14 protein-coding genes are annotated in these 17,321 nt (G+C 41.2%); 3 read left to right on the top strand and 11 right to left on the bottom strand.

The annotated features are described in order from the left end of the window. Positions 1 to 4 precede the first annotated feature (4 nt). Complete coding sequence (locus D0T84_RS06510) at positions 5 to 499, bottom strand: DoxX family membrane protein (RefSeq protein WP_163307073.1); 495 nt, start codon at positions 497 to 499, stop codon at positions 5 to 7. A 383-nt stretch (positions 500 to 882) separates the two neighbouring features. Further along, complete coding sequence (locus D0T84_RS06505; RefSeq protein ID WP_163307072.1) at positions 883 to 1,896, bottom strand: Gfo/Idh/MocA family protein; 1,014 nt, start codon at positions 1,894 to 1,896, stop codon at positions 883 to 885. A 314-nt stretch (positions 1,897 to 2,210) separates the two neighbouring features. Here D0T84_RS06505 and D0T84_RS06500 point away from each other — a divergent pair, with 314 nt between their 5' ends. From D0T84_RS06500 to D0T84_RS06490, 3 genes are all read left to right on the top strand, one after another. Then, positions 2,211 to 5,411, top strand: a complete 3,201-nt coding sequence (locus tag D0T84_RS06500; RefSeq protein ID WP_163307071.1) for a SusC/RagA family TonB-linked outer membrane protein — start codon at positions 2,211 to 2,213, stop codon at positions 5,409 to 5,411. Between the two features lie 174 nt (positions 5,412 to 5,585). Beyond that, entirely contained in the window at positions 5,586 to 7,124 is a 1,539-nt protein-coding gene (locus D0T84_RS06495; protein ID WP_163307070.1) for a SusD/RagB family nutrient-binding outer membrane lipoprotein, read from the top strand. A gap of 155 nt (positions 7,125 to 7,279) precedes the next feature. Next, positions 7,280 to 8,506 (top strand): TlpA disulfide reductase family protein, encoded by a 1,227-nt coding sequence (locus D0T84_RS06490; protein WP_163307069.1) that lies wholly within the window; start codon positions 7,280 to 7,282, stop codon positions 8,504 to 8,506. A gap of 64 nt (positions 8,507 to 8,570) precedes the next feature. On the opposite strand, the gene hutH is transcribed toward D0T84_RS06490, so the two are convergent. The 9 genes from hutH to D0T84_RS06445 all read right to left on the bottom strand — a co-directional run bounded on the left by hutH (position 8,571) and on the right by D0T84_RS06445 (position 17,148). Next, complete coding sequence (gene hutH, locus D0T84_RS06485) at positions 8,571 to 10,073, bottom strand: histidine ammonia-lyase (protein WP_163307068.1); 1,503 nt, start codon at positions 10,071 to 10,073, stop codon at positions 8,571 to 8,573. Positions 10,074 to 10,179: 106 nt separating this feature from the next. Beyond that, positions 10,180 to 10,803, bottom strand: coding sequence for a cyclodeaminase/cyclohydrolase family protein (locus tag D0T84_RS06480; protein WP_163307067.1), 624 nt, complete (start codon positions 10,801 to 10,803; stop codon positions 10,180 to 10,182). Positions 10,804 to 10,845: 42 nt separating this feature from the next. Further along, entirely contained in the window at positions 10,846 to 11,238 is a 393-nt protein-coding gene (locus D0T84_RS06475) for a four helix bundle protein (RefSeq protein WP_163307066.1), read from the bottom strand. Between the two features lie 43 nt (positions 11,239 to 11,281). Next, the gene (hutI, locus tag D0T84_RS06470; RefSeq protein WP_163307065.1) at positions 11,282 to 12,526 is read right to left on the bottom strand and encodes an imidazolonepropionase; all 1,245 of its coding nucleotides are present in this window, start codon (positions 12,524 to 12,526) and stop codon (positions 11,282 to 11,284) included. Between the two features lie 115 nt (positions 12,527 to 12,641). Continuing rightward, positions 12,642 to 13,544, bottom strand: a complete 903-nt coding sequence (gene ftcD / locus D0T84_RS06465; RefSeq protein WP_163307064.1) for a glutamate formimidoyltransferase — start codon at positions 13,542 to 13,544, stop codon at positions 12,642 to 12,644. Next, positions 13,541 to 14,083: a hypothetical protein gene (locus tag D0T84_RS22525; RefSeq protein WP_221413122.1), complete on the bottom strand. Its 543-nt coding sequence runs from the start codon at positions 14,081 to 14,083 to the stop codon at positions 13,541 to 13,543. Before D0T84_RS22525 ends, ftcD begins: the two co-directional genes overlap by 4 nt. Beyond that, the gene (locus D0T84_RS06455) at positions 14,080 to 14,340 is read right to left on the bottom strand and encodes a hypothetical protein (RefSeq protein ID WP_163307063.1); all 261 of its coding nucleotides are present in this window, start codon (positions 14,338 to 14,340) and stop codon (positions 14,080 to 14,082) included. The genes D0T84_RS22525 and D0T84_RS06455 overlap by 4 nt, the downstream gene beginning before the upstream one ends. Then, on the bottom strand, positions 14,337 to 15,164 hold the full coding sequence (locus D0T84_RS06450) for a hypothetical protein (protein WP_163307062.1): 828 nt from the start codon (positions 15,162 to 15,164) through the stop codon (positions 14,337 to 14,339). The genes D0T84_RS06455 and D0T84_RS06450 overlap by 4 nt, the downstream gene beginning before the upstream one ends. A gap of 1 nt (position 15,165) precedes the next feature. After that, a complete protein-coding gene (locus tag D0T84_RS06445; protein WP_163307061.1) occupies positions 15,166 to 17,148 on the bottom strand; it encodes a urocanate hydratase in 1,983 nt (660 codons plus the stop codon). Between the last annotated feature and the right edge of the window lie 173 nt (positions 17,149 to 17,321).

Raw genomic sequence — 17,321 nt, 5'->3', positions numbered from 1 at the left:
TATGTTAAGCTGTTTTACGTTTAAAAAATTTTGAAATATACCGGTCCAGGCCTATTATGTGCGAAGTCGGGAAATATAACAACACCATTAAAGCACCTATTTCTATCAGGTTTTTGTCTACCCACAGGTAAGAGCCTTCGGTAGGCATCATGGATTCGGATCCGATATAAGGAGGATGGGATAAAAAATATAATGCGAGGAAAATAATACCGCCTATGGACGCGTAACGTGAGAGGCAGCCAAGTATCAGCCCCAGTCCGATAAGGGTTAATCCGTAAATGTTAACGTAATTGGATATGGCCAGAAATCCTTCATTCTCAGCAAGGCTGTGGAAAAAGTCGGATAAAAATCCCTGGGAATCCATGAGATAAGGGTAGGCTGTCCAGCCAGAGTTAAAGATTTTCACAAGACCTTCGTACAGAAAATGCCAGCCGATGAGTAGCCTCAGGATTACCAGCCAGAAGGTCTGTGGGCGCGAATAGGATGTTAGTTCATTCATGGGTTAAGTAAGTAATAAAAAATTTGTCTTTATGACAAGACTATTAAATAATATAGATTGTTTTTTCTTCTTATATCCGTCAAAACGGGAGTTTGGGCCTTATTATTTTCGTACATTTTTCATGAATACAAATCAAATAGCTTTAAGGGCTTGTTTCTGAACACTTTAAGCTCCAACTCTAAAGGTGTCTAATAAATTAGAAAAACCTAATTATAATGCGGAATAAAGCTAGGAATATTTTAAATATATAAAACCTTTGTTATTGTTAAAAAAAGTTGGCAATCATAATAAATTGTATAATCATCAGAAATAATGTTGAGCAAAATTCCGTATTATTCAAAATAATACAATATAAAAATCGGGTATTTGTAACAATTTAATATTTATATGCTATCAGCAGGGTAAATTACGCCCAGCTGTTTTCTGATTTCATCAATTATTTCTATTGTTATAAGCGTGTTTTTATGACTGTTTACCTCCGACTCTCTTTTTCCTTTTTGTATCAGGTTAATGAACTCAGCCACTTCAAAATAATATTCGTGTGTGGTATTAGGTTCGCTGATTACATATTCTGTTCCCCCTCTCTTTTTTAGTTTAACTTCACTGATAATATTTATCCGGTCGGAAGTGATTGTACCTTCTTCCCCTTGTATCTCTGTGGGTAGATCCGAATCTGCAATCTTGGAATAAAGTACGGTCGCTTCCATTCCGTCATATTCGAAATTAACACTTCCCTGTCCGTCTGCTCCCGTAAATAGTTTATACCCTGTGGCACTGATTCTTTTTGGGCGTCCAAACAGGACTACCATCGGATAGATGGTGTATATGCCTAAATCCATCACAGCCCCATTGGAAAGTGCAGGGTCGAAAGCGTTCAGGACAATACCTTCCTTCAGCTTGTCGTAGCGGGATGAGTATTGGCAATAGCAGGAAAAATACCGGCGGACTGTACCGATTTCTTTGATGTGATTGCAGATTGCTGAAAAGTTTGGAGTTAAAGTGGGCTTCATCGCCTCCATTAATGTTACATCGTACTTCTCTGATGCCGCTATCATCGCTTTTGCTTCGCGGGTATTGGACGCGAAAGGTTTTTCGCACAAGACATGTTTATTGTGCTGCATAAACAAGATGCTCTGGGAAGCATGCAACGAGTTGGGTGAAGCTATATAAACGGCATCAATAATATCGCTGGATGCCATAGCTTCGAGTGAGGTAAAGGTGTGCGGGATATTATGTTTGCCGGCAAATTCGTCAGCCCGTTCCTGTGTACGGGAATACACGGCTGCCAGTTCGAAGCGGGGCTCAAGTTTGGCCGCTTCCAGAATTTTATCTACTATAAAATTTGTACCAATTATACCGAATCGGATTTTTCCTGAGGCTTTATCCAGCAATTCCATACATTATATATTATATGGGGGCAAAGGTAAATATTAATCATATAACACATCGCAGAAATCAGATTTATTTAGGAAATAGATATGATTTATTAAATATTTTTATTAACCAAAGACTCTTATTTTCGTCGATTAATAATCATTAAACATCCTCCCATATACCATATTTGAGGTATATAAAATACCACATCAAAGGGATTTCGTACCTGACCAACGCATTATACTTTTGCAATAAATATTATCTGTTTTTAACGAATTGATATTTATGGTATCTATTATGTAAAGATTGTTTGAGTTAAGTTAATTAGGAAAAGGTTATGTTGAAAATTAGAAAGTTAAAACTACTGTTGTTATTGAATGTCTTTGTATTACTGGCATTCGCTCAGGCCGATGATGAGGTGTTTGTTATAAAAGGCCGGGTGACCGATGCTTCGGGTTCGGGCCTGCCCGGTGTAACTATACAGGTGAAAAGTAATACCCAGACAGGGACGCTTACAGATGTAGATGGATATTATTCCATCTCTGTAGAAAGAAGTGATTATCTGGTATTCTCTTATCTCGGATTTGAGACACATCAGGTTCAGATACTCTCCAACAGGCAGGTAGATGTTGTGCTGAAAGAGAACAGTACTGAACTGAATGAGGTTGTGGTGACTTCCCTGAACATTCCCCGCGAGAAAAAAGCATTGGGGTATGCCGTACAAAATGTTTCGGGCAAGGCTCTGGAAACCCGTCCTACAAATGCCCTGAGCGCCCTTTCGGGTAAGATATCCGGCCTTCAGGTGATATCCGGCGGAGGAAATATGGGTGGTTCGTCACGTGTAACATTGCGTGGTATCAATTCCATTACAGGAAACAACCAACCGTTGTATATCATAGATGGAGTGCCACTGGATAATACCGATATGAATACATCTTCTACCATCAATGGTAGTGCCGGTAAAGATGTAGGTAGTACTGTTCAGGATATTAATCCGGATGATATTGCAGATATCACAGTGTTGAAAGGTCCTTCTGCAGCAGCCCTTTACGGTACACGCGCAGCAAACGGGGTAATACTGATAACCACAAAGAAGGGTGACAGGAATGATGACCGCATAGACATTCAGCTGAATATAGGCCTTGAATTTGAGAATGTAGTCCGGTTGCCAAAACGCCAGAAGCTATATGGTGGAGGCTATAGCACTACTTTTCAGAAAGGAACTATAGACGGGAAAGAATATAATGTGGTAGATTATGCTGCCGACGAGAGCTGGGGGCCGAAACTGGATGGTACACCTGTCCTGAACTGGTACAATCTCGACCCTGAGTATCCTGGTGATTACCTGAATCCACAAGCGTGGTCATACCCTAAAAGTGATGTAAAAGACTTTTTCCGTACAGGTATATCCAATACAAATAATATAGCCCTTTCGAAGAATACGGCCAGAGGTTCATTCCGTGTATCATTTACGAATAAGAATGTGAAAGGTACTGTCCCTAATTCATCATTAACCAGAAATGCAGTGAATATATCGGGAAGTACAAAAGGAGACCTGATTTCATTCTTCGGAAACGTAAACTATATAAATAATAAATCTACAGGTCGTCCTTGGACAGGCGCTTCGAACCGTAATATTATGCTCGAAGCCTACCAGTGGGGACAGGTGCAGGTAGACTACAGTAAACTGAAAGAATATAAACGTGCTGATGGTACTCCCCGCGCATGGAACCGCACCAGCTGGGAGAATACGCCCGAAGCCGAAAAAACAAAATATATAGATAACCCCTATTGGTCTGCCTATGAGAGTTATCTGAAAGAAAACAGAGACAGGTTGTATGGTAATGTAGGATTGGTGATTACCCCTACAAAATGGTTAAGCCTGACAGGACGGATAAATGGAGATATATACCAGTATAACTCGCAGGATCGTATTGCATATTACTCCCGTTCGCAGTCGATGTATCAGGAATATTCCCAGAAATTTGATGAGTTTAACTATGAATTCCTCGCTACATCCAATAACCGTTGGGGTAATCATTCTTTAGTCGCTAATCTTGGAGCCAACTATATGAGACGCAACAGGCGTGTAAGTGATATACAAACTTCGGGAGGTCTTCGGATACCTGAATATTACAGTCTGAATAATGCTTCATCTGTTATAATAAATCCGACAACGGGTATTTACAAGAAGGCTATTTCGTCAGTATATGGAAGTGTATCGTACGGGTGGAAAAGCATGCTGTATGTAGACGGCACTATCCGTAACGACTGGTCGTCAACATTACCGAAGGATGAGAATTCATTCCTGTACCCTTCCGTTACCGGCTCTTTTGTATTCACGGAGCTTCCTGCACTGAAAAATCAGAATTGGTTATCATTCGGAAAGGTACGCTTAGGATGGGCAGAAGTAGGTAATGATACCGATCCTTATCAGTTGTACAAAACATACGAGGCACAGACTGCTTTTGACGGTAATATATCGTATACTTTGCCTGATAAACTAAATAACCCGGAACTGAAACCGGAGATTACATCTTCGTGGGAAGCCGGATTACAATTGCAGTTCCTCAATAATCTGATAGGATTGGATGTCACATATTATGACAATAATACACGCAATCAGATTATTTCATTGCCAACCTCCGATGCTTTCGGTTATAGTTACAAGCTGATTAATGCAGGAAAGATAAACAATAAAGGTGTTGAAGCTACACTGACAGTAAACCCTATCCGCCAAAAGGATTGGGACTGGACAGCTATTGCCAACTTCTCTAAGAACAGCAATAAGATTATCAAACTGTCGGATGCAGTGAATACGTTGCAATTGAGTAATACATTGGTTTCCCTGGTAGCAGAGGAAGGGGAAAGTTACGGGCAGATAAAGGGTTATGACTTTGTATATGCTTCTGACGGGCAAAAGGTAGTGAATAGCGATGGAGTATATATGCGTACCGACCAGTTTGCATCGCTGGGAAGCGTGTTGCCGGATTTTCTCTGGAGTTTTCAGAACCAGTTGAGATATAAGAACTTTACTTTCGGGTTCCTGATTGACTCAAGAATAGGAGGAAAATTCTTCTCTCAGACCTATAAGGTAGGGATGTATTCTGGTATATTGGAGTCAACAGCTGCAAATAATATTCGTGAGGATGGCATTGTTCTTGATGGTGTAACAGGCGATGTCGTATTCAATGCTGATGGAACATATACAGTTTCTAATACGGCAACAAACGACAAGCGTGTAACTGCACAGGCATGGGCGCAGAACCAATACAATGGGCCTACTGCATATACGGTTTTCGATGCTACGTTTATCAAGTTGCGCGAACTGACTTTGGGATATACATTCAAATTGCCGAAATGGAAGATTGAAAGTGTAAGCGTGACAGCCTATGCCCGCAACTTATGGAATATCTATACCAAGAGCAAAGATATTGACCCCGAACTGACAAATAGTAGTGGTAATGTTCAGGGTATAGAAGGAGGTAATATTCCTGTTCCTGTGACTTATGGGTTAAATCTTGGTTTTAAATTCTAAGAAAATTATCTAATTATATAGAGTAGGGGCAGACCTGCGTGTCTGCCCAAATGAATCTGGCGAACACATAGGTTCGCCCTTACGATAGAAAATACATAAAAGAAAAGTAACAACCAAAAATATACGAAAAGGTGTCACCTTTGTCACTTTTTAACAAAATAGAAATTTCATGTTATGAAAATAAATAAACTATATATACTCGGTCTCTTTGCTTCTATCCTTTTATCATCCTGTGTGGATAATATAAATGAAGACCCCAACCGACCGACTTCTGTGCCGACTACTTCGTTGATTACATCAGCAGAAAAATCGCTGGTTGATAACCTGCGGAATGAGTCAGTGTCATTACGCGGTTCTATGTTATTTGTTCAGTATTTTGCACAGAATACATACACTACTCAATCGAGGTATGATATTCCGTTCAGCTATTCCGATGATTACTGGAAAGGATTATACAAGACCCTTAATAATCTGGAAGAGGTTATTAAACTGAATACTGACCCTGTCACAAAAGATGTGGCAACAGCAAACGGAGCCGGACGCAATGCTACACAGATAGCTATAAGCCGTGTATTGAAATCGTATGCATTCTATGCTTTGACTGATGTCTTTGGGAATATTCCTTACGAATCGTACGGAAATAAGGATACGGATTTTCAGGCATTGCAACACGAGCCTGAGAATATTACGCCTGTATATGCTTCTCAGGAGAAGATATATACAGACATATTGAATGAACTGAAAGCTGCGGGGGATACACTTATCAAATATCAGGCAGAAACAACCTTCGGAAAGTCAGATATAATCTATGGCGGAAGCAACCAGAAATGGGCTAAATTTGCCAACTCATTACGCTTACGTTTTTCTACCCGCCTGAAAGATAAGAATCAGGCTTTATATAAAGAGCATTTCGAGGATGCACAGAATAAAGGAGTATTTACAAGTAATGGCGACAATGCCGCATTTAAGTACTCAGTGACTTCTCCTAACGAAGCTCCGTTGTACAGGGCAACCGTTACAGCCAACCGGAAGGACTTTGCCATATCCCATGTATTTGCAGATTTACTACAGGGTAAAAATGCGGTATTACCTGCGGTTGATCCGCGCTTGCCGATATATGCACTGCCTGCTGCTACCAGAGGTACCTATTTTGGTTTGCCTTACGGACTGGCAAATGATCAGGCAGGTAAATTTGCTGCAACAGGTGTCAGCTTGCCGGGGTCGGTAGTCAATGCCGCCAATTATGCAGAAGTACTGATGGAGTATGCAGAAGTAGAATTCCTTATCTCCGAATACAATGGATGGTCGCAAAGCAACTATGAATCGGGTGTCCGTGCCTCATTGGAGAAATGGGGTGTATCTGCCGACAATGTAACTGCTTATCTGGCTTCGCTTCCTGCTGCTAACCAGAAAAATGTGCTGACTCAGAAATATATCGCCCTTTATATGCAGGGGCTTGAGTCATGGAGCGAGTATCGCCGTACCGGATACCCCGATTTTCTGGTAAAAGAAGGAGATATTGTATTTCAGGGAACTATTGACGGCGAAGAAGTGACCTACCGATTCGAACCTCTGTTTGGAGATGGAGGAATACCAAGCCGCTTATATTATCCGACTAAAGAACAAAATGTAAATCAGGCTAATTATCAGCAGGCTTTATCTGCACAGGGTAATGATAAAATAGAGACTAAACTGTGGGTATTTAAGAACTAGTTTGTAATTTTATAGACAAATTAAACACCTCATCCCCCGCCTTCTCCAAAGGGAGAAGGAGCCGCAAAGCCACAACAAGAAATGATGTTATTTTATGGCTTCGCTGTCTCCCCTCCTTTGGAGGGGTTGGGGGAGGTGGATAAAAACATACTAAAATGAAAAAGTATTTATTAATAGCTATTGCAACACTATTTTCTATGGCATGTAATAAGACACAGAACCATAAACTGGAAGATGGCAAATGGAGAGGTGAGTTCTCTGTTTCAGACCAGCAGTTTCCATTTCTGTTCGAAGTACAAGGTGCGGCTACCGATTCGGCTACAGTTTATCTGATAAATGGAGCAGAGAGGGTTCCTTTGAAGGGAATAACCTATTCTAGCGATACCGTGACTATCCCAATTGAAGCATATGATGCTATATTAACGGGCGTGGTGACTGACGGCAAATTTGAAGGAAAGTTTAAGAAACTGTTTGTTGACAATGATGAAGGAGTACCTTTTACTGCTGTAAAAAGCGATGCTCCGCGTTTTGAAGTGGCAACAAGTCCTGTAACTACTTCCCTTGCAGGTAAATGGGATATTGACTTTATCGGACAAAATGGGGATACGACCCACAATGTAGGTATATTTAATCAGGATGCAGCTATACTCACAGGCTCTATATTGACCAATGCGGGCGACCTTCGCTATCTGGAAGGGGCTTTGACAAATGATGGATTCCGGTTTTCTGCATTTGCAGGTCTTAGTCCCTATCTGATAAAAGGCAAGTTTGAGGGTAATGACAGCTTTACAGGGGAGTTTTATACTACCAGAGGCGTAACTAAGCTTATTGGCAAACGTAATGCAGATGCTGCTCTTGCCGACCCTTACAGTCTGGCTTATATGAAGAAAGGATATGACCGCCTCGATTTCACTTTTCCCAATATAGAAGGGCAAAAAGTCTCTTTATCCGACCCTCGTTATAAAGATAAAGTTGTGATAGTGTCTATACTTGGGAGCTGGTGCCCCAACTGCCTGGATGAAATGGAATACCTTTCTCCGTGGTATAAGGAGAACAATAAGCGGGGAGTGGAAATTATAGGATTAGCCTTTGAACGTAAGGATGATCCTGAATATGTGAAGACAGTTCTTTCACGTTTGGCTAAGCGTTATAATACTACTTATGAGATATTATTCGCAGGAAAGCTGGGGGATGATGCCACAGCAAAAGCCCTTCCGCAGGTAAGTAAGATTATGGGATACCCTACTACTATCTTCATCGATAAGAAAGGTGTGGTAAGAAAGATTCATACCGGATTCAACGGCCCTGCGACAGGATTGTTTTACGAAGAATTCAAGCAGGACTTTAATAAGGTGGTAGATGATTTATTGGCTGAAAAGTAATAGTATGATTTAGAACAGGTATCCTCCTGATATTTAATTAATTCAAAATCAGGAGGATATTTCTTTAATCCATAAATTCCAGTGAATTCCTGTTAAGGAATGCTACCGTTTTATGAATTTCTTTATACATTACAATATCATCGTTCACAAAAGGTACTTCTTTGCGGTACTCTTTCAGGAAGTTTTCGAGGATAGGGGAGGTCTTTGCCGGACGCCGGAAATCGATACCCTGTGCCGCATTCATCAGCTCTATAGCCAGTATATGGTTCAGGTTGTCCATTACCTTAAATAGCTTGACAGCAGCATTTGCTCCCATGCTCACATGGTCTTCCTGTCCGTTGGATGAAACAATGGAATCGCTCGATGCAGCATAGCAGTACATCTTATTTTGGCTAACCATCGATGCTGAAGTATATTGCGGAATCATAAACCCTGAGTTTACACCGGGGTTGGCCACCAAGAATTCAGGTAAGCCGCGTAGCCCCATAATCAATTGAGCTACACGCCTTTCGGATATATTCCCTAATTCGGCTAAGGCTATTGCCAGAAAGTCATAAGAGATAGCCAATGGCTGCCCGTGGAAGTTACCACCCGATATTATCTTATCTTCATCCGGAAAGATGGTTGGATTGTCTGTTACCGAATTTATCTCGGTGAGTAATACTGAGGCTACATACCGTATTGCATCCTTTGTTGCCCCGTGAACTTGTGGAATACAACGGAATGAATAGGGGTCTTGTACATGTTCTTTCTTGCGTGAAATCAGTTCGCTGCCTTCGAGTAGTTTGCGGAAATTAGATGCGGTTTCTATCTGTCCTTTGTGTGGTCTCATCTGGTGCAGGCAATCCAGAAACGGGTCGAGACATCCATCAAATGCCTCTAGCGAAAGGGCGGCTATCAGGTCTGCTTTTTTTGATAGTTTGAATGCTCTAAGCATAGCAAACACACCATTGGCACTCATAAACTGTGTACCATTCAGCAAGGCTAACCCTTCCTTGCTCATCAGCCGGATTGGTTTCCAACCGAACTCGTCAAGCACACTCATTGCCTCACGCTTTTTACCCTGATAGTAAACATCGCCTACTCCGATGAGGGGCAGAAAGAGATTAGCCAGAGGAGCTAAATCACCGGACGCTCCAAGTGAACCCCTGTCGCAGACGATAGGGATAATATCATTGTTGAAAAAGTCGATAATCCGCTGAACAGTAATAACCTGTACCCCGCTATATCCGAGGGAGAGTGCATGCGCTTTCAGTAGCATCATCAGTTTGACCACCACATGGGGAATTTCCTCGCCGACACTACAGGCGTGCGACTTAACAAGGTTTTCTTGTAGACGGGTCAGTTCATCAGGAGAGATATTCTTGTTACAAAGCGAGCCGAAACCCGTAGTAATGCCATACATCGGTGTCTTCTGAGATTCTATTTTCTGGTCGAGGTAATCCCTGCACTTTTGTATACGTTCTTTGGCCTCAGAAGCTAGTTCGAGCTTGAGATTCTTGTTGATAATCTTTTCGATGATATCAAAATCCAGTTCCCCGGAACCGACATAATAGACATTCTTCATAAACTTGGTAGTATTTAAAGATTTAGTATTTAAAGATTTAAAGATGAGTATCTGGTGATTAGAAATTCTTCTTGATTTTTTAAATCTTTAAATCTTTGAATTTCATTTATAGTATTTTATTGACTTTGCTTAATAGTTCCTGTTCTTTCAGCATGGCTTCACTTTCCAGATAGTTCGCTTCCTGTGTCATTAGCGCCACATATTCTATATCTTTGATTGACGATAAGTTGATTTTCACATTCAGTATTGCCGCCAATGCCGCCGTGCGGGCTGTCATCATAGCCACACAGGCATCCGTGACGGCGTTTTGATTCCCGTTTTCGGCTACCTGTGCTATAATATCCATAATATCTACAGCTTTTCGGGCAACCTCCATCGGTACCTCGGCTGCTATTTTTGTTGCCGCCTGTATCTGGTTACTGCGTTCGGCTTTTTCTTCGTCCGTTTCCTTTGGTAATTTGAAGGCGTCGAACACCTTGTTGTAGGCATCCGAGTCGGCATCTATATCTTTAATAAAGCTTGCCTGATAGTTTGTGGCTATCCCGGCAATCTTTTTCATCATTTCTTCTTTATCCTCGTATTTCTTTTTACCAATGGTAAGATTGGCTACCATTTCTGTCAATGCTGATGCTATCGCTGCATTCAGCGCTGCAATACTACCTCCGCCGGGTACAGGATCGCTCCCCGCTGTCTTGGCTAGGAATTCTTTTACTGATAGGTTTACTAACATGATTTTTAATTTAAAGATTTAAAGTTCAAATATTTAAAGATTCTATTTTCTATATTTAATGCCATCTAATTCTGATTTTCTTAAATATCCAATAAAATTGGATAATGATTGAGATATTATAGTTGCTTTTTGAGAACTCTTTTCAAAACTTTCTCTGTTAATATAGTCTATATCCAAAGCTCTATAAAGCTGACTACGAGCCTCACCACAGGAACCTTTTGCAATATATAAAAATTGAATGAATTCTTTATTTCCATTTCTTTCAAATCCTTCTGCTATATTATCCATAATAGAACCGGATGATGCTCTTATTTGGTCTCTTAATCTAAAATCTTTCGAAAAATCACCTTGATTAGTCAATAAATAAATATCTTTAGCAAACTCTCTGGCTAATTTCCAAACTTCCAAATCTTCGAATTTATCTATTCGCCCCATTTTTTAAGTAATCTTTGAATTATTAAATTATTAAATCTTTAAATCAATATAGAACCCCGTTCTTTATTGTCTTTTTTACAATATTCATCCCTATATGATAAGGCAGAAACTTATAAGATGGATACTCCAATATAATAATATCTCCCTGCTTACCTACATCTATGCTTCCTGTTGTATCTGCTTTGCCTACTGCTGCCGCGCTGTTTATGGTCAGTGCCGTAACAGCCTCTTCGGGTGATAGCTGCATATAAATGCATGCCAAAGCAAACAATAGGGGAATAGAGTTAGTAAAACTGCTTCCTGGATTGAGGTCGGAAGCCAATGCCACGGCACAGCCTGCGTCTATCATATACCGTCCCCGTGCATAATGTTCTTTCAGAGAGAATGCAGTGCAGGGCAGTAAGGTAGCAACCGTATTACTGTTTGCTAAATCTTCAATGCCTTTATCCGAAGCCTGTAACAAATGGTCGGCAGATAAGGCTCCTAGTTCAGTGGCAAGTTCCGCTCCGCCGAGTGTAACTATTTCGTCAGCATGGATTTTCAATTTGAAGCCAAGCTTTTTGGCGGCTGTTAGGTATCTTCGGGATTGCTCTATATCAAATACATTCTTTTCACAGAATATGTCGCAGCATTCGGCTAATCCCTGTTTTCTTACTTCCGGCATTACTTCACTGATGAGGTAATCGAGGAAATCATCCTCCCTGCCCTTATATTCTTTTGGGGTGGCATGTGCTCCCATAAAGGTACTGACAATATCCACAGGGTGCTCTTCGTTCAGGGCTTTCATTACTTCCAACTGCTTCAACTCTGTGGCTTTATCCATGCCATAGCCACTTTTTCCTTCAACGGTAGTAACACCCATCGCCAGCATTTTATCGAGACGTCTTCGCCCAGCTTCTTTTAGTTCGTCAAAAGATGCGTTGCGGGTAGCCGTCATGGTGTTGTGAATGCCTCCACCACGTTCCATGATGGACATATAGCTGTCGCCACGCATACGCCACGAGAACTCTTCTTCACGGTAACCACCAAAGATAAAATGGGTATGCGAGTCTATAAATCCCGGAAGCACAGCTTTTCCTGTTGCATCTACAACAGTATGCTCAGGAAAATCAGACAGGGGAGGGCAGTTAGCATCTTTGCCTACATAGGTAATTATTCCATTGGTTATAATGACTGCCCCGTTCTCTATAATGGATAGGTCAGCCATATCTTTTCCCTTTTTAGCCGAAAAGCCGGAGCAGGTGACTAATTGGGTAGCGTTTTTTATGATGATGTTACCTTGTTTCATAAATACTTTTGTTTAACCACAGAGTTACACAGAGTATCACGGAGTTTTAAATAAAAAGATATGAGCTTATAATTAGAACTCCGTGATACTCCTTTTACTCCGTGGTTATAGAATCTTACTCCATCAAATGTGTTTCCAATACCTGCTTTGTAGAGAAATCTTCCAGTCCCAGATAATAAGCTGCCGTATCTATCAGGGCATCCATAGGGACAAGACCTATAATTTCAGCACCTACAACGGAAACACCATAACGGTTTGCTTCTATACGTACCAGTTCGTGGGCACGGTAAATCGCTGTTTTGGTAAAATCCGTCAGGTTCATGGATACCTGTACAATTCCCCTTTCGGTTAGCTCAACGCCCATTGCTTTACAGAAACGTAGTCCGCCACCCAGAAATCGCACTTTTTTTGCTATGGCATCTGCTATTTCGAGTTTATTCGTATTCAGGTTTACATTGTAAGCCACAAGCGGCATACGCGCACCTATAACTACGCCGCCGGCTGTAGGATGTGGCTGTTCGGGACCAAAATCTGCTTTCCATTCGGGCTTTGTCATTTTCTCTTTCAATCCTTCAAACTCTCCTTTGCGAATTGCTGCCAGATTTTCACGATGAGGGGCTGATGCAGCCTTCTCGTACAGGAATACAGGAAGTCCGTAACGGTCGGCTACTCCTTTTCCAACCTCTTTCGACAAGGCGATTGCTTCCTCCATCGAGACGTTGCGGATTGGTATAAACGGCACTACATCCACAGCTCCCATACGCGGATGCTGCCCCTTATGCTGAGTGAGGTCAATGACTTCCACAGCTGTACCAATAGCTTCTATCACTGCTTTTTTCAGGGCTTCGGGTTCACCAACTACAGTGACTACCATGCGGTTGTGGTCTTTGTCGGTACTATAGTCCAGCAATTTAACTCCTTCTTTTGCACGAAAAGCATTGACTATCTTTTCCACTTTTTCCAAATTGCGTCCTTCGCTAAAGTTAGGTACGCATTCGATGATTTTGTTTGAGCTCATGGTATTATTGGTTTTTGTTCTATTAATTCTTCGATTTCAGAAATTCTTATTTTCAGAAACTTTTTTCCATCTTTTGAATCAGAGTATTTTTCCTCTCTTTTCAATTCAGTTAAAGTCTTCTCTAATTCCGTCATTGATAAATTGTCGGTCTCTGAATTCATTGATGAATTTGCATTTTGATTTTCTAACTCATTAAATAGCCGTTTGTCTGTTTCAGTAATCTCAACCAACTCATATTTCTTTAAGTCAAGCTGTATAATGCCAGTTAATTCTAAATATTCCTGTACTATATTTTTATCAATAAATATCTTACCTCCCCCAGCCCAATGCCTGTCTAATCCATTTTTCTTAACTCCGGAAATCCAGTATAAATCACCATTTTGAATGTCTCTGGCATATCCATGTCCATTACCTTTGAATGCTTGCCCATTAAAATATATTGTTTTCCCTGTTTTTGAAAAATCAACCATTCCAATCCAGGCTGGCCCATCGTCCGAATAACCGGATTTTAATTCAATATATTTTATTTCAGATTTCATAATTCGTATATCTTTTTAGCTATTATTTTACAATGTTCTGGATTTCCAGCTAATCCTATATTGATGGTTTCTACATTATAAAGATGCCGCGCTATTTTGACTATATCAGCACCTTGTATTTTTAACTTGAAAACATGAGGGGTATATGATTGATATTCATCCCTTATATTTTCATTATCATTTATGTTGATAGGGTTCCAGTCTTTCCAGAGTATTTCATCAATAGCATCATATAATTCTTTTTCCTTATATGTCATCTCTTGCTTTCCTCTTCCAATCTGTTATAATCGTCCTTTGTCATCAGAGTAAGAGTTTCCGTATCGCAGTTCCAGATGCTTACATACTTCTGAGACATAACGATATGCAGTTTCCACTCAGCAAACTTTGCATACAACATAAGTGTACATATATCGGTAGGCGTAATAAAATCACCTGTCTCAGTAAGGTGAGAGTGCATTGCTCCTACAGCGTTCTGTCCTTTTTCAAATTCGATTGGGATAAGATTCCGGTGTATCTCTATCTTATCTTTCAGGTTATCCTGCTCGTCAAAAGTCATCAGGTAATCATTTCCAAAGAGAACGATGCCTGCTACTTTAGGCGCTGTAAGTACATATACCTTTTTTTCTCCGTTCTTTATCATAGGGATTAAGTTGAGGCTGGTATTTGTATAGGTTTTGAACAAAACAGTGTCCTGTTGTATTTCTGTGAGAGCCTTTCTCCGGATAGCATACAGATGTTTTTCATTTTCCTTAAAATCCCGCTGCTTAAAGTCTATCGTAGCTGTTTCCACTATCTTTATATCGCCAAAGGATACCACGCCGATTACCTTTGGATTCTCTCCCCTTGAGAAAAACAGGCATTTAGGGGTACCGTTATCTATATAGGAAAAATAACCTCCCACACGCTCTTCTCCTTTATAACTTTCCATAAAAATATCAGAGCCGTGCCAGGCCGCGAGTTCAAGCCTGTAGAGGGATTTTCCTTCTTCGGTAATCTCCTGTGCTTTCTTTTTCAGGTTGATTTCCTGAGAGAAAGTAGTTAGCGAAAAAAGAGTGAGTATGATTGTTGGTAATAATTTCATCTTATTTACATAAATTCTTTATATATTCATCATCAGCTATATACGGCATGGTAATATGATACCCATCCTGATGCGTCCGGTTAAATGAATTGCAAGTTTCCACCGCATGTTCGTTCCGTGCCCACGAACGGCGGGCTACTCCGCCCATTACGTCCCATATCATAGATGAACGTATAATTTCGTCGATTCGTTCGCTGCCGTCACATACCAGTCCAAAGCCGCCGTTTATAGATTTCCCGATACCAACGCCTCCGCCGTTGTGGAGAGCTATCAAGCTCATTCCTCTGGCCGCATTTCCGGCAAAGCACTGTACAGCCATATCTGCCATTACATTGCTGCCGTCTTTTATATTGGCCGTTTCGCGGAAAGGGGAGTCCGTACCGCTTACATCATGATGGTCGCGCCCCAGCATAATCGGGCCTACCTCACCATCATGTACCAACTTATTGAATCGCAAAGCGATATTCATACGTCCCAAAGCATCCTGATAAAGTATACGTGCCTGTGTGCCGACCACCAGTTGATTTTTCTCGGCGTCGCGAATCCAGTCGTAATTATCTTTATCCTGACCTCTTCGTGCAGGGTCGATACATTCCATTGCCGCATGGTCGGTCTTAATCAGGTCTTCATGTTTCCCACTGAGGCAAACCCATCGGAAAGGGCCATAGCCATAGTCGAAAAGTTCGGGCCCCATAATATCTTCTACGTACGAAGGCCAGATAAATCCGTCTTTCTCATCAACGCCGTTTTTGGATATTTCTTTTACTCCGGCATCATACATAGCTTTCATAAACGAGTTTCCGTAATCGAAAAAGTATGTACCTTTTGCTACCAGTTTGCGGATAACCTCGAAATGACGTTTCAGGCTTTTATCTACTAATGTATGGAATGTTCCACGGTCTTCTTTCAGCAGTTTTGTTCTTTCTTCAAAAGAGACACCTGCAGGGCAGTATCCGCCTTCATAAGCGGCATGACAGGAAGTCTGGTCGGAAAGTAAATCAATATGTATTCCGTTGTTTTCGGCATACTCAAGCAGGTCGATTATATTTCCATGAAAAGCTATCGAACAGGCTTTCTTCTCTTTCTGTGCCTGTTGCGCTATATCAAAAGCCTCACCCGCATCGGCAATTATATGATGCACCCATCCCTGACTGTGGCGGGTCACTATACGTGAATAATCCACTTCGGCAACGATGGATACTGCTCCTGCTATATCCGCGGCCTTAGGCTGTGCTCCGCTCATGCCTCCCAGTCCGGAAGATATAAAGAGGTAACCTGCAAGGTTTTTATCCTGCGGAATGCCTAATTTCAGGCGTCCGGCATTCAGTAAAGTATTGAATGTGCCATGCACGATTCCTTGCGGGCCAATATACATCCAGCCTCCTGCGGTCATTTGTCCGTAGTTGGCAACACCCATCTGTGCTGCTATTTCCCAGTCAGCCTGATTGTCGAACATACCTACCATCATAGAGTTGGTGATAATAACACGCGGGGCATCGGGCTTCGACTTGAATAGTCCAAGCGGGTGACCCGATTCTATTACTAATGTTTGCTCACTGGTGAGTATTTCGAGATATTTCTTTATCAAACAATATTGCATCCAGTTCTGGCACACCTGACCGGTTTCGCCATAAGTCACCAGTTCGTATGGATACAAGGCAATGTCGAAGCACAGGTTGTTGTCTATCATTACCTGGAAGGCTTTCCCCTCGATGCAGTTTCCTGTATATTCATCAATGGATTTGGGATAAATATCTCCCTGAGGACGATAGCGGTAGCCATATATACGCCCGCGGGTCTTTAATTCCTCCAGAAATTCAGGAGCCAGAATTTCGTGTAATTCGTTAGGAATATAACGCAACGCATTTTTTAGTGCAGTTTCTGTCTGAGCAGGGGTGAGGCTATATCCTCTATCTGGTGCACGGCGTATTCCTTCTACGAAAGAAGGATATTCCGGCAATGTATTATTAAGTCTGATTTCCATGATGCTTGGTTCTTGGTTACATTTTTCGAAGATAAGATTTATATTTTTATCCCAAAAAATATTGAGAATATTTATAAGCATCTTTCTGGACAAAATATAATATTTTATCCTCTTTTATGTATTAACAGACTGTTGATGGATTAATAATCTGTTGTTAGTACTCTGTTTTAGTG

This window comes from Dysgonomonas sp. 521 (assembly GCF_010501055.1).
Classification (GTDB): Bacteria; Bacteroidota; Bacteroidia; order Bacteroidales; family Dysgonomonadaceae; genus Dysgonomonas.
The sequence above is the reverse complement of the archived record's forward strand: the minus strand, read 5'-3'. Positions and strand labels throughout refer to the sequence as shown.